The organism is Oceanimonas baumannii (assembly GCF_002245495.1).
In the GTDB taxonomy this organism is placed as follows: domain Bacteria; phylum Pseudomonadota; class Gammaproteobacteria; order Enterobacterales; family Aeromonadaceae; genus Oceanimonas; species Oceanimonas baumannii.
The window spans coordinates 1-13302 of the sequence record NZ_NQJF01000002.1; the positions used below are offsets into that span (position 1 = coordinate 1).

Consider the following 13302-nt stretch of genomic DNA (forward strand, 5'->3'; position numbering starts at 1 on the left):
CCATTCATAGTGATAAGCTGCTGTTCAAAAGACAGCATATGATCACAGTGAGATCTGATCGTCAAAGCGATCCTCGAAAATCGACATTTTTCTTCAGAAAACGCGCGTTCCGGTGTAAAAAGTGGCTACTAATGTTTTCATTTTTACCCCGCTGAAAGCCTTGCCACGCAAGGGTTTTTCATGATCTTGCCCTGCCCAATGAGGTTGTTTTTTGATGAAGTGATGCATGGTGTTCCACATTTGGATTCGAATTTAGCGAAAATCTGTTGGCCACAGCTATAAGCCATAAGCTGTCAGCTTTAAGTTGCGCGGCGTTGTTTGTGGCTTCTGCGTTGTGCTTGTTTGTTCTGTGTTGTTTGGTTTAACTCCACCCCAACCCTGCCCTTAAAAAGGGGAGGGGGCAAAGCGTTAGGCTCCCCTTGATAAGGGGAGGGAGTTTTTGCTCCTCCCCCTTTTTAAGGGGGAGGTTGGGAGGGGGTTGTCTTACAGCTGACAGCTGACAGCTTAGAGCTGCCCGAAGGGCCCGTTTCTTTATGGTAAGCTGCGATGGCGTCGTTAATATCGTCATACCATTGCGCCTGGCCATTTGTGAGGTAAATGCCGGCCTGGCAAAGTTCTTTCAGAATGCCTTCGGAATGCGACACCATGATCAGGCTGGACTGACCCACCTTGTCTTTAAACGCTTTGGCGGCTTTGTCTTTAAATGCACGGTCACCTACAGCGGTGGCTTCGTCCGAGAGGTAAACATCAAAGTCAAACGCCAGAGACAAGCCAAAGTTCAGGCGGGAGCGCATGCCGGATGAGTAGGTTTTTATCGGGCGGTCAAAGGCGCTGCCCAGCTCGGCAAAGTCTTCTACCGACTTTATAATGCGGTGTACGTCCATGCCGGCACCGTGCACCCGGGCTACAAACTTTACGTTTTGTCGCCCTGTCATGGAACTTTGAAAGCCTCCCGAAAGGCCTATCGGCCAGGAAACCCGGCAATGACGTTCTACGCGCCCACGTTCGGGGCTGTCCATGCCGGCAATAAGGCGTAGCAAGGTGCTTTTTCCTGCCCCGTTGCGGCCCAGCAAGCCCACACTCACGTTTTTAGGAATCGTCAGGTTAATGTCTTTTAACACCCAGGGGGCCTCGCGACCGTCCCGGTTGTTGTAGCGTTTATAAAGGTTAGTGAGCGTAATCATTTTGCTTTTAACCTTTCTTTGTAGCGAAGGTGCATTAATAAACCCGCTGCATTCAGCCCCAAAATCCATAGCCACAAATAGAGTGGGCTGGTTCCGGGCACCATATGATAGTGCTCAAAAAAACCAGCACGCAGCAGCTCCAGGCCATGCACTATTGGGTTCAGCATTAAATACTCAAGAATGCTGTGAGGCAGGCTGTTAAGCGGCAAAATTACTCCACTGATAATCATCAAGGGCAAGCTGAGCATATTGATGATTTTGCCAGTTTCGGGGATCAGTTTAACTATGACAGAAATTACCAGAGCAAAGCCTAGTGCCAGTGCTAACAATGAGGCCCAGCCCAGTAACCCAAGCAGTACATTATCAGGGAAAATATGCAGCCCCAGCAGCATGCCACCAGCCACAAACAGCACAAATACCACGGTACGCAGCATGCCGTCTACACAGATGCGAACCATTACCGGGTCTACCGGCTGCACTTGCCGGTAAGCAAAGAGTGCTTGTGCTGAGTTAATGGCTCCCTGGCTGCGGCTTAGTCCTTCACGGATCAGGAAGAAGCCCATCATGCCGATGATCATCCAGGGAATGAAATCGGCATTTGTAATAAGCTGGCTGGTTCCCCTCAATTGAGTGCGAATAAGCACGATGATGCTAATAACGGCCACCGGCTCAAAAATCATCCAGAACCAGCCCATGCGGTCGGCCATGGTGCGCGAAACGGCTTCGCGCATAAACATGGCAAACCACACGCTGCGGGTTACCTGCCAGGGCGTGCGGGTGGGCATGGTGCTCATTAAATATCCACCGCTACTTTGGCGGCAATGGCAATCTGGTAAAGAATCTGGGTGATGGTGCCGGCCAGCTGCAGGTTTTTGGTGGGAGCCTTGGGCAGCACCAGAATTTCATCACCCGGGCGCAGGGTAACATCGTCTGCTTCTCGCACTTCGCCATTCTGGCGCACCACCAGAATGCGGCTTTCATTGGCGTGATCGGTAAAGCCGCCGGCACCTTCTATATAGTCTCTGGCGCTGCGGTTGGCGTTAAACACCACCGACTGGGGTACCAGTACCTCGCCGCTGATCAGCACTGAATCGGAGGCTTCCGGAATGGTAATCACATCGCCGTCTTGCAGGCGAATGTCGCTGATCTGGCCATTGTTGGCCAGCACCAGGCGGCCATTGGGCTCTACTTCACGGGCGCGTTCAATAAACTGGCTGATCAGTTCGGCTTCACGTACGCGAATTTCGGCTTCTTCCGGGGTAGAAGAAGAGGCTCCCATATAGGTGGTTTCCAGCCTGGCCAGGCTTTCATCCAGGGCTTGCTTCTGGCGCTCGGCCACACTAACCCGTTTCAGCGAGATGCTGTTGGTGTCGGTCATGTTTTGCGGCACGGCCACGGCATTCAGCAGCTCGTGCAGGCGGGCATCGCGGGGCAGGGCAAAGCGTGACGGGCCATAGTAGCTGCCTTCCAGCTGCACCACTATGGTGTCATCCCGCAAATCGCTGCTGAAGATCACCTGATCACCGCTTTTAAGTGACTGCTGGCCAAGCTCGTTCAATTCTACATAGCTCGAAACGGGGCCTTGAGTACGAACGCCGCGCAGCAGCACATGAGTCACGTTGGACTTAAGCCGGGCCAGGTTAAGCAGTGCTTGTCCGCTCATGTTGTTGGGCAGCAGCTCGTAGCGGTAGGGGCGGGCGACATCACCGTCTACGGTGACGGTGGGGCCACGCTCTTCCACTACGATGGTGTCGCCGTCTTTCAGTTGCAGGTTAGGCAGGGTGCCGTTCAGCAGAAAGGCATAGAGGTCGGCGGTGGCCTGGGTTTTGCCGTGGCGCTGCACCCGCACTTTGCGGTAGCTGCCGGTGGCGCTGTCGATGCCGCCAGCCTGATCAATAAAGTAAAGCAGCGAGTCACTGGGGGTGCCGGCAAAGCGGCCGGGGTTTTGCACATAGCCGGTTACAAATACAGATACCGGCTGCACGCCCTGCAGGTTGGTGTATACCTGCACGTTATTGGAATAAATAGAGTTTACAGCGCTACGTACTTTGGCATCCAGCTGGCCGTGTTTGATGCCCTGCACCTTAATGGGGCCCACGCCGGGAATGAAAATATTGCCTTGCGCATCTACCGGCAGCACCCGGTCTATTTCTACTGCACCCCACACCCGCAGGGTAACCTGATCACCGGGGGTGATGATGTAGTCGGGGTTGAGGCCATCGGCCCGCACTCCGCTGAAACCGCCGGTAAACAGGTGGCTGCCAAAGCTGGGGTAGTCTTCTTGTGCCATGGTGGCCCCGGGCACGCCATAGCGGGCATTACGCCATTGGGTGTTGCTGTTCTGAGCGGCCTGATCGGAGGCAGACGGGGCATTAAAGCGGCTTTGCTGTTCGGCCGGCAGTTCACCGGCGTTAACACCAATAAGCTGGGCCTGGGCGGAGCCCTGGCCCGCTAAAAGTGCGAGCAAGCCGAGAGGTGCGGCGAGTTTTTTTAAGGACATGGTTTGTTCTCGGAATTTTGAAAACAGCCGTCAGCTATCAGCTATCAGCTGTCAGCTTTCAGTTAAAGATGGCTGCGTGTTGTATGCGGATATCGTGCTGTGCTTGTGTATAACTCCCTCCCAGCCTCCCCCTTTGGTAAGGGGAGGGTTGAGGGGGGATTGTTTTTAACTTACAGCTTAAAGCTCACCGCCAGGTGCGGTGATGGCTCGTGAAAGCTGCCACTGACCATTCTGCGTTTTGCAGGCAATGTGCTCTTCCTGGCTGCCGGCGGCCAGGGTAACTTGCAGCGGACGGCAGGTTTTGCCACTGGCTGCAAAATAGCTGACACCGGTGGTTACCTGCACATTATCCCCCCAGGGGCTGGTGGTCAGCTGGGTGGCGCTGTGGCTGGCGGCATTGTTCAGAAACTGATTCAGCGGTGTGCTGTTTACGGTGGTGTCGCCGGTTTGAGCAGGCTGACTGGCGCAGCCAGCAAGGGTGGCCAGGGCCATCATGGTAACTAGCAGAGGTTTATTAACAATATGCATGGGGTTACTCGTGTGATTGAAAAAAGGCACGCTACCGCCCTTGGGGTGCGGCTCCCAATTCGCCGATTGAGCATGATGTAAACGCCGTTGCAGTTTGCATGGCCAGCGTTATTTTTTGCGGGCAAAAAATACTACCACTTTGTTTATGGTGTATCGATGACACAGCTCCCGCGCTCAGCCGAGTGAGCAAGAAGTGAGCGGTTGCTTATGCGACTTCTTTTTTCGCTTTTGCTGTTATCGGCTGTTCATGCGCAGCCACCAGCCTTGGCCGGTGACGCATGGGGGGCACCGCCAGCTGCTGCAGCCGCTGCCATATTTGCTGACAGGTGCTGCCGGGATGGCAATAAAAACTGCCATTCAGCTGGGTGTGCTGCAGCAAAAAAGCCCGCAGGCGTTTAAACAGCTCGTCGTTTACCGGCTGAGGTGCCTGCCAGAACTCATTAAGCGAGCACTGGCTGGTGAGGCCGGGCACATCATAAAGCGCTTTGCCCAGGGTAATGGTGGGCACATGGTGCAGCAGGGCAGACATACCTACCGTGCTGTTAACGGTGACCACCCCTTTGCAATGGCGGTATACCTCGGGCAGGCTGATCTCAAAGCCGTAAAACACCCTCCCGCTCAGGCCGTGCTGCTCGGCCAGGGTGCGAATGAGCTTGGTGTAGTTGGTATAGCCGCGATCCATGGGGTGATGTTTAAACAGCAACACGTCATCCGGTGTCGCATTGTTTGCAAATGAGTCCATTATGTGGTGAATGGACCCTGCCACGTCGTTAAACGGCGAATGAGCTCTTATCTGAAAGTCATCAGCAACCTGCAGCGGCACTAAAAAGATATGCTGAGAGTGTTTGTCTATCAGTGTCTGCAGCAGGCCTTTGTCGTGGGCGGTATGCGTGTATTTGGTGTACCAGCCTTTTAGCCAGGCAATGCCTTCTTTCCAGTAGGGGCGGTGCCGGTGGTGCACATAGTGCCGGAAACGCCAGCGGGAAAAATGCATGCTGAAGTAATAACGCATGGCAAAGTAAATACGGCGTTTAAAGTTGGCTTTTATATCGAACTGATGATGCACCCGCTCGGGGTTTTGCTGGGGCAGCGCTGTGGCCAGCTTGCCAAACCAGGGGCTGTGGGCATTAACGCCGTTTTGTTCCAGGGTGATGTAGTGCGGCCGCAGGTAGCCTTCTTCGAATACAAAAAAACGAATATTGTGGCTCTGGCAATATATACGTGCCACGGCGTGATACTCACGGCAGTCACTGTAGCAAAAAACGGTATCAATTTCGTTTTCACTAATATAACTGTGCAGAAAATGCCGCCATTCCGGCAGGCTGCCGGTGTAATGCACATTGCTGCCTTTACAGGGCCAGCAGCCGTCACCGCCGTTAAAATGAATTTTGTGTACGGCAATGCCTTGCTCACTCAGAAAGCGAGAAAAATGCTGAAAAAATGGTCCTAATGGTCCCTGGAGTAGCAAGGCTGACTTCATTCAAATCCCGTGAAATTTTTTTGTTATTGCTCACTTTCTTGGCGACCGGATGGTAGCACAACTGAAAATTGGTATTAATCAAAAAGTGTGTACGCAAGGCAGGGGGAAGGGAATGAAAGCGTTTCGTGTGGCGGGTTGTGTCGCATGTGAGTCTGGTTTGCCGGCTCAGCTTTTGTGTGGTGCCGTTCCCCCGTGAGCCCCTGCAGGTTGGGACGAATCCCAACATTCTTGCCGGCGGTGCAAATGTCGGGGTTCGCTGCGTTCATCACCAACCTGCGGGCTACAGCAGTTACTTGATGGTTTGCTTGTGCAGACCTTTTTGCAGCATAAGGTCTACCAGGGGTTGTTCGCGCTTGTTGGCGCGTTTGCAGTGGTCTTGCTGAAAGTGGTTGGTCAGCCAGATCACAAAGCGGGCCCAGCGTTTGTTATCGCGCTCGCGCCAGGCGTGGGAAGACACCGATTCCCACGCGTAGCCGTTAAAAACGGAAGCATTCACAAAGTGGTCGAGCGCGCGCACGCCGGCACGACCACGTTCTACCCGGCCCACAAAGCCCACATAGCAGATAATGAGGTAGCCCACGATGGCCAGGGGTACCACGGCACACATTAAAATAAAGCCGGCAATGCGTTCTTTCATGCTGTTTGTTGGTTCCTTGGGGTCAGGTGCAGTTGCAGGCCGTTTTCGGAGCGAATGGTCAGCCGGCCTACGGGTTGCGGTTCAAAGCCTTGCGGCATGGAAATGTGATAGTGCTGCAAAATGCTGGCGAGTATAAGGCTGGATTCCTGCTGGGCAAAGGCCGCACCAATACACACCCGCGGTCCAGCCCCGAAGGGAAGATAAGATTTGCTGAGCGGTGTTTTCAGTTGCTTGCTGGTAAAGCGATAGGGGTCAAACTGGTGCGGGTTGTGCCAGTAATCCTGATGGCGGTGGATCAGCCAGGGAGAGATCATCACCGAGCTGCCGGCTTTCATGTTCTTGTTTCGCATTTCAGTGGCATGAGCGCACTCGCGTGATAAAAAGCCCACCGGCGGATACAGCCGCAGGGCTTCACGGAACACATCACGCACCAGCACCATTTTGCGCAGGGCTTCCACGCTCATGGGCTGTTCGGCCAGTACCTGGCTGACTTCATTAAAGGCGTCTTGCTGCACTTGCGGGTGTGAAGCAAGCAAATACAGTGACCAGGTCAGAGAGCTGGCGGTGGTTTCGTGGCCGGCCAGAAACAGCATGGAAATTTGATCAACAATTTCATCAAAGTTAAAGGGCTGGCCGGTATTGGCGTCTGTGGTCAGCAGCAGGGAAGATAAAATGTCCTGTTGCTGTTCCAGTGCCTCCCGGGCGTTGGGGCAGCCGGCCCGGGCGGCTTCGGCCTGTTGATAGCGTGGCCGGATTATGTCTTCTATGGTGCCGCGAATTTCTTTGGCAGCAGCCATGCGTTTGCGTTCGCTGGCACCGCGTTGCATAAAGCCGGGCAGGCGGAACATTTTTTTCAGGGCCAGCTTGGGTGACTCGGCCTGAAACAGGATAAAGGCGTCGAGAATGCGGTTGGCCTGCTCGGTATTCAGCCTGGCCGACATAATGGTACGGAAAATAATGTCGGCGGTAACAAAGGTCATTTCCGGATCTATGTCTTGTCCGGGGCGGTGCGTTTTCAGCCGTTCCATCATGTCGCCGGCGGCGCTTTGCATCAGCCCGAACACCTGTTGCACCCGGGCATGTTTAAAGGCCGGGTCCAGCATGTTGCGCTGCTTTTGCCATTGTTCGCCATTGGTGGTGAAAATGCTTTCTCCCAGCAGGGGCTCAAGAATGTCGCCAAGCAGGCGGTTCTTGGGAAAGCTGGCCATGTTCTGCACCATCACTTTTCTTACCAGCTCGGGCTGGTTCACCATATACAAGGTGAGCCCGGGCAGTTTGTATTCGCCCATTTTCATGCCATAGCTGCGTTCATAAAGGGCATCAAGCCAGGAATGGCGTTTGGTGAAAAACACTTTCCACAACGAGGCTTTGTTTTTGGCGGGTTTGGGAAACACCGGGCAGCTCATGTCCGCTCCTTGAGTTGTCTGGCAATGGCATCGGGCCCGGCGGTAAAGGCAAAAAAGTCGTAGGGGCCGGGCTTGTCGGCAGCCATTAAGTATAAAAAGTGCATGGTATACCAGGCGCGGCGCAGTTTTTTATAGCGCGCAGGATGATACAGAGTAAAAAAGCGGGGCGAGAGCATGCGTGGCCCGGCATCGGACGCGCTGTGTTCGCCGCAGGATGTAACCGGGTTAAGCAAAGGGAAACAGGCGCCGTCGGTGGGGGCGGTGTAGTCCAGCCACAGCAGCTGTGGAGTATGGGCCAGGCTGCGGATGGCCGCTCTGAACCGGGTGGCTTGCGGATGAAAGCTGATCAGCGGAATGCAATGCCCCAGTGTGATCAGTACTACGCGCTGGTTGTGCAGTTTGCTTTTGTCTGCCACCTGCTCCAGGGCCTGAGCCAGGGCAGGCACCACCATCATGGTGCCCACACTATGGGCAATAATCACAACTTCATTGTTATTATCGTCGTTAATGGCACTGGCAATTTGCCCGGCAAAGTGGCTGATGCGGGGTTCCAGCTCCGGTATTTTGCCGTTGGCCCAGCGTGCCGAAAAGGCGTAAATGCGCAGCAGCCAGAATACTGCCAGCTTGTTGCCAGCCAGCTTGCTGCCATGCATCAGCGCGGCAAACAGCACCAGCCCGGCCGGCCATTGTGCGGCCTGCCATGGCAGCTGTGCCGCCAGGGTGGTGGATAACCACAGCGACAGCATCAGACTCAGCAGCATGAATAACGCAGGATAAAGCCCGGCCATCAGCTGTTTGGGAGCCGCAGTAATATAACGGAGCGCGTTGGGGGTAAGCACATAGCAGCGCATAAAACACAGCACGTCACTGAGAATATGGCCCCAGCCTTTGGTCCAGTGCTGGCGCACAATATCGTCCCAGCTTAAAAAGCAATAGTGGCTTTGGGTGCCGCTGGCGTTCAGCTGCCAGTGGTGGCTGTGCTCGCCCTGTCGTTTACGGGCAGACACCTTGATATGCAAATTATTGACCGAACTTTGCTGCTCAGCCTGTTCGCGGTAAAGCCGGTGGTAATGTGCGGCCCCGCGGGGGTCGAAGCCGTGAAGGTAAAACACCTGACGTTGTTTTATTGGGTTCAATCCATATTCCTGAGCCGGGTTGTGCGGGTCACAGACTACTCAAAAACGGGGGCTGAGTCATTCTTATCAGCCACGGCTTCCCTGTTATCAGGCAGTTTTTATGCTATGGGCCATGTGGTAGTATCTGCCCGCCTGTTTAAGCGGGAGCATGCTGATGCTTAAAGTTACTAACTGGTTGTTGTTACAAATAATTTACGCTATTGGCTTTCCCGCAACAGCAAAAAACGGTGTGTTTGAAAAGTAACCAGCACTCTGGGGGCTGCAACCCAGGGGCGGTAGCGTGCCCGACGTATTTCGGGTAACAGAGTCGCGTTGGGAGCGCAGTAACATGGGGTTTGACGGGGTTAAGCAAAAAGCGTCTGTGCTGCATTCGCTGGTGGTTCGGGAGCTGCATTCCCGTTTTAAGGGCACCACCCTGGGCTTTTTGTGGACCATTCTTAACCCGTTAATGATGCTGGCCATTTACTCCACTGTTTTCGTGCTGGTGTTTAAGGCCAAATGGCTGTTGCCCGACGGCGGCACCGCCAACTATGGTCTTATGCTGTTTGTGGGCATTTTGTGTCACATTTGCCTGACAGATGTTATTTCTTCTGCCGGGGTGATTATCCGCTCCAACACCAACCTGGTTAAAAAGGTCATTTTTCCGGTAGAACTGCTGCCGTTGTCCTGCGTGCTGGTGGCATGCGTGAATCTGTTGATTGGCCTGGCGCTGGTGTGTGTGTATGCATTGTTTACCGGCGCTGAACTGAGCCTGCTGAGCATTGGTTATATGCTGCTGGCGGTGTTTATTTATTTTTTTACGCTGGCGGCGTTTGCATTTTTGCTGGCAACCCTTGGCGTATTTTTGAAAGATGTGGCACAAATCACCCCGGTGCTGGGCATGGTTCTGTTGTTTACCAGCACGGTGTTTTTCTCCGTTGAAACAGCCCCCGACGGGCTGGCCACCTTTTTATATCTCAACCCCATCAGCAGTGTGGCCGATACCATCAGGGCAGGTTTTACCGGCCAGAGTGTAATGGTGGAGCACCTGGCTGTGCAGTTTGGGTGCTCGTTGCTGGCGCTGGTGCTTTTCTACGTTTTCTTTAAAAAGATGAAAGCGGTTTTTGCAGACTTGCTGTAATGCTGCCTGAAGGTGAACTTTGAATGACTTTGTTTCTTGGTGAAATTTTGTGTGAGCAGGGCCTGCTTACGCAAAGTGATGTAGACAATGTGTTAAGCATTCAGCAGCAGGCAACGTCTGTGAAGCGGCCTTATTTCGGAGAGGTCTGTGTTTCTCAGGGATATTGTACCGAGGCAGACATTCTTCAGGCGCTGTCGGTGCAGCTTGAGCTGCCGTTGTTGCAGCCGTTTCTGGATGAACATTGTGGTGGTGAGGCCCCCGCCGATGAATTGCTGACGCGTTTTTTCAGTGAGGAGTGGTGGAGTCAGCAGCAGGCATTTCCGGTGTTTGTTAATGAGCAGCAGAACATGCTTTATATCGCTCAGCTGGATATCTGGGATGAGTTTGTGGCCAGCTCTGTTGAGCAACATTATGGCTTGCAGACGCACCCTCTGCTTTGCTCCAACTATGAGCTGCGCCAGTTGTTCTCCGGTGTTGAGGAGAATGCCGCCATGCATGGCGGCAGCATTCTGGAACAGGAGAGCTCTACCGCTCCGGTGGTTAAATTTGTCAATGAATGTATTCAGCGGGCCATTAAAGAGAAAGCCTCTGATATTCACTTTGAAATAAACCGCAATAAATTCAGCGTTCGTTACCGGGTAGACGGTGTGCTGAGAACGGTGGATCAGCCCAGTGTGTCACAGCATGCTGCGGTGTTGTCACGTATCAAGCTGATGGCCGGGCTGGATATTTCTGAAAAGCGACTGCCTCAGGATGGCCGTATCCGGGTGCGGTTGTCGGGTATGCAGGTGGATATCCGGGTGGCCACCACTCCTACTGTGTATGGCGAGAATGCGGTACTGCGTTTGCTGAGCAACGAGCAGCAAGACACCTCTGCCTCGGTGAAGAAACTGGATATGTTTCCGGATCACCTGGCCGCCATCGACAAAATTATTTCGCTTAAAAACGGTATTTTTCTGATCACCGGCCCTACGGGCAGCGGTAAGACCACCTCGCTTTACACCATTCTGCACAGCCTTAACGACGATAATAATAAAATTATTACCGTTGAAGATCCGGTGGAATATCAGATGAAGGGGCTGACGCAAATTCAGGTGAACAGTGATATCGGGCTGGATTTTGCCACCGTGTTGCGTTCGGCGTTGCGACAGGATCCCGATATTATGCTGATTGGTGAAATGCGGGATAAAGAAACGGCTCAGATTGCCATTCAGTCTGCGCTTACCGGTCACTTTGTGCTGTCGACTTTGCACACCAACGATGCGCCCAGCAGTTTTGTTCGTCTTAAAGATATCGGCATTCCCGATTACCTGATTAAGTCTACCTTGGTGGGCGTCATGGCGCAGCGCCTGGTCAGAAAGCTGTGTCCGGTCTGCAGTTCGCACGATCATGCCCAGGCATCGCGGGCAGCAGAGCTTGGCTGGCAGGATGTGAGCAAGCGCTGGCCGCACATTGCTCCGGTTAGTCCCGAGTGGAAGGTGCCGGTGGGCTGTGATCATTGTAACGGCACCGGTTATAAGGGGCGGCTGGCCATTTTTGAGCTGATGGAGTGGTCTGCCGAATATGATGTAAATATTGATATTCAGGCCCTGCAAGACATCGCTGACATCCAGAACATGCGTAATCTGCGTCAGGATGCCTTGCTGAGAGCTGCGTTCGGTGAAACCTCGATAGATGAAGTATTGCGGGTGGTCGGATGAAGCAGTTCAGGTATATTGCCAGAAAAAAAGATGGCAGCCTGGTTGATGGCTGGATGAACGAGGCCTCGGAGGAAGAGGCCCGCAAAAACCTGAGTCGCCGGCAGCTGAATATTGTGTTGCTGAAGCAGGAAGATCGCTCGGTAACTTATAAAATCAGCCGGGAGTCGTTAATGACGACCTTGCGGGAACTGGCAACGCTGCGCTCCAGTGGCATGGCCATTGATGCCTGTTTGTTCCTGCTTACTGATACCTCGGATGACAAAAACGTTTATAGGGTGTTTAAGCGTCTTTATGATGATGTGTCTTCCGGCATGAGTTTCTCGGATGCGGTGGCGGCCCAGCCCGATGCGTTTCCGTTTTATGTGAGCTCCATGCTGCGCCTGGGCGAGGCCAACGGCAATATGTCGGAAGCGCTGCTGAGTGTGGCTGAGCGGATTGAGCGCGAAGAAAACCTGGTGTCTGAAGTAAAGTCTGCGCTTACTTACCCCGCTTTTCTTATCTTTATTTGTGTCGCTGTGGTGTTTTTTCTGTTCTCGTACGTTATTCCTAACTTCGAAAGCATGGTGTCGGACGACTCGCAGCAGGGTGCTCTGGTCCGCTTGCTGGGCTGGGCCCGGTTCTTTAATGAAAATGCCACCTTTATCTATGGGTTGCTGATTGTTGCAGTGGGGGTGTTGTTTCACCTTTACCGGCAAGGTGTACTGCAGAGCCAGCTGATGTCACTGATGGCCCGGCTGCCGTTTCTGAAAGATCTGGTGTCGTCCTGGCACATTGTTAACTTTTCCAGCAGCATGCAGAAGTTGCTGGAGTCGAAGGTGGAAATTACTGAAGCGGTTGAAATCACGCTGAGCAATGTCTCCGACAGTAATATGTCGAGAAAGCTTAACCGGGTGGTGGGCATGATCAAGGAAGGCCACACTCTGGGCGGAGCGCTGGAGCAGCAAAACATTTTTCCGCCCATGGTCATCCGGCTGGTAAAATCGGGGGAGGCAGGAGCGTCCTTGCCCAAGAGTTTCAAAGAGATTAACAACCTTTATGAGCGCCGCTTAACCAGAGGGATTAAGCGGGCGCTCTCTATTTTAGAGCCGGCCATTATTATGATTATGGGGCTGCTGGTGGGCTCCATCATGGTTGTGCTTATTTCCGGCATTATTTCTGTTAACGATATTGGATGGTAAACCTGATGAAAGTGGCAACGCAGATGAAGAAAAAAAATAAAGGCTTTACGTTGATCGAGCTGCTGGTGGTACTGGTACTTATTTCTTTGCTGGCTGGTCTGGTGGGGCCCAGCCTGTTTAATAAGGTAGGCTCTTCAAAAACCAAGGTAGCGGAAGCGCAGATCGAGTTGCTGACCTCAGCCATTAATACTTACCGCCTGGATAATGGTGATTTTCCCACTACTCAGCAAGGGCTGCAGGCACTGATGACTGAGCCGCAGGATGCACTGTCCTGGGATGGTCCCTACCTGAGTAAAGAGGTTCCTCTCGATCCCTGGAACAAGCCTTATATGTATGAACTGAAAGACAATGGTCAGTTTGCACTTTATACCCTTGGCAAAGATGGCAAAAAGGGTGGTGAAGATGAAAATCAGGACGTTGGCAAGTTCTGATC

The 13302-nt window shown here is 53.3% G+C and carries 12 protein-coding genes; 4 read left to right on the top strand and 8 right to left on the bottom strand.

Annotated features, from left to right (window positions below; genetic code table 11):
* Positions 1-455 precede the first annotated feature (455 nt).
* The 8 genes from B6S09_RS02050 to B6S09_RS02085 all read right to left on the bottom strand — a co-directional run bounded on the left by B6S09_RS02050 (position 456) and on the right by B6S09_RS02085 (position 8871).
* Entirely contained in the window at positions 456-1184 is a 729-nt protein-coding gene (locus B6S09_RS02050; RefSeq protein WP_094276843.1) for an ABC transporter ATP-binding protein, read from the bottom strand.
* Positions 1181-1978: an ABC transporter permease gene (locus B6S09_RS02055; RefSeq protein ID WP_243832857.1), complete on the bottom strand. Its 798-nt coding sequence runs from the start codon at positions 1976-1978 to the stop codon at positions 1181-1183. Before B6S09_RS02055 ends, B6S09_RS02050 begins: the two co-directional genes overlap by 4 nt.
* Entirely contained in the window at positions 1978-3684 is a 1707-nt protein-coding gene (locus B6S09_RS02060; protein ID WP_094276844.1) for a polysaccharide biosynthesis/export family protein, read from the bottom strand. Before B6S09_RS02060 ends, B6S09_RS02055 begins: the two co-directional genes overlap by 1 nt.
* A 177-nt stretch (positions 3685-3861) precedes the next feature.
* On the bottom strand, positions 3862-4212 hold the full coding sequence (locus B6S09_RS02065; RefSeq protein WP_094276845.1) for an RT0821/Lpp0805 family surface protein: 351 nt from the start codon (positions 4210-4212) through the stop codon (positions 3862-3864).
* A gap of 205 nt (positions 4213-4417) precedes the next feature.
* Entirely contained in the window at positions 4418-5692 is a 1275-nt protein-coding gene (locus B6S09_RS02070) for a capsule polysaccharide biogenesis protein (RefSeq protein WP_094276846.1), read from the bottom strand.
* Positions 5693-5981: 289 nt separating this feature from the next.
* Positions 5982-6329, bottom strand: coding sequence for a hypothetical protein (locus tag B6S09_RS02075; protein ID WP_094276847.1), 348 nt, complete (start codon positions 6327-6329; stop codon positions 5982-5984).
* Complete coding sequence (locus tag B6S09_RS02080; protein WP_094276848.1) at positions 6326-7735, bottom strand: cytochrome P450; 1410 nt, start codon at positions 7733-7735, stop codon at positions 6326-6328. The genes B6S09_RS02075 and B6S09_RS02080 overlap by 4 nt, the downstream gene beginning before the upstream one ends.
* The gene (locus tag B6S09_RS02085; protein ID WP_094276849.1) at positions 7732-8871 is read right to left on the bottom strand and encodes a hypothetical protein; all 1140 of its coding nucleotides are present in this window, start codon (positions 8869-8871) and stop codon (positions 7732-7734) included. Before B6S09_RS02085 ends, B6S09_RS02080 begins: the two co-directional genes overlap by 4 nt.
* 280 nt (positions 8872-9151) lie before the next feature.
* Here B6S09_RS02085 and B6S09_RS02090 point away from each other — a divergent pair, with 280 nt between their 5' ends.
* The 4 genes from B6S09_RS02090 to gspG are packed head-to-tail and all read left to right on the top strand — an operon-like array spanning position 9152 to position 13300.
* Positions 9152-9991, top strand: a complete 840-nt coding sequence (locus B6S09_RS02090; RefSeq protein WP_134113999.1) for an ABC transporter permease — start codon at positions 9152-9154, stop codon at positions 9989-9991.
* Positions 9992-10014: 23 nt separating this feature from the next.
* On the top strand, positions 10015-11691 hold the full coding sequence (locus B6S09_RS02095; RefSeq protein WP_208321773.1) for a GspE/PulE family protein: 1677 nt from the start codon (positions 10015-10017) through the stop codon (positions 11689-11691).
* Positions 11688-12869: a type II secretion system F family protein gene (locus tag B6S09_RS02100; RefSeq protein ID WP_094276851.1), complete on the top strand. Its 1182-nt coding sequence runs from the start codon at positions 11688-11690 to the stop codon at positions 12867-12869. Before B6S09_RS02095 ends, B6S09_RS02100 begins: the two co-directional genes overlap by 4 nt.
* A 5-nt stretch (positions 12870-12874) precedes the next feature.
* A complete protein-coding gene (gene gspG / locus B6S09_RS02105; protein WP_094277175.1) occupies positions 12875-13300 on the top strand; it encodes a type II secretion system major pseudopilin GspG in 426 nt (141 codons plus the stop codon).
* Positions 13301-13302 lie beyond the last annotated feature (2 nt).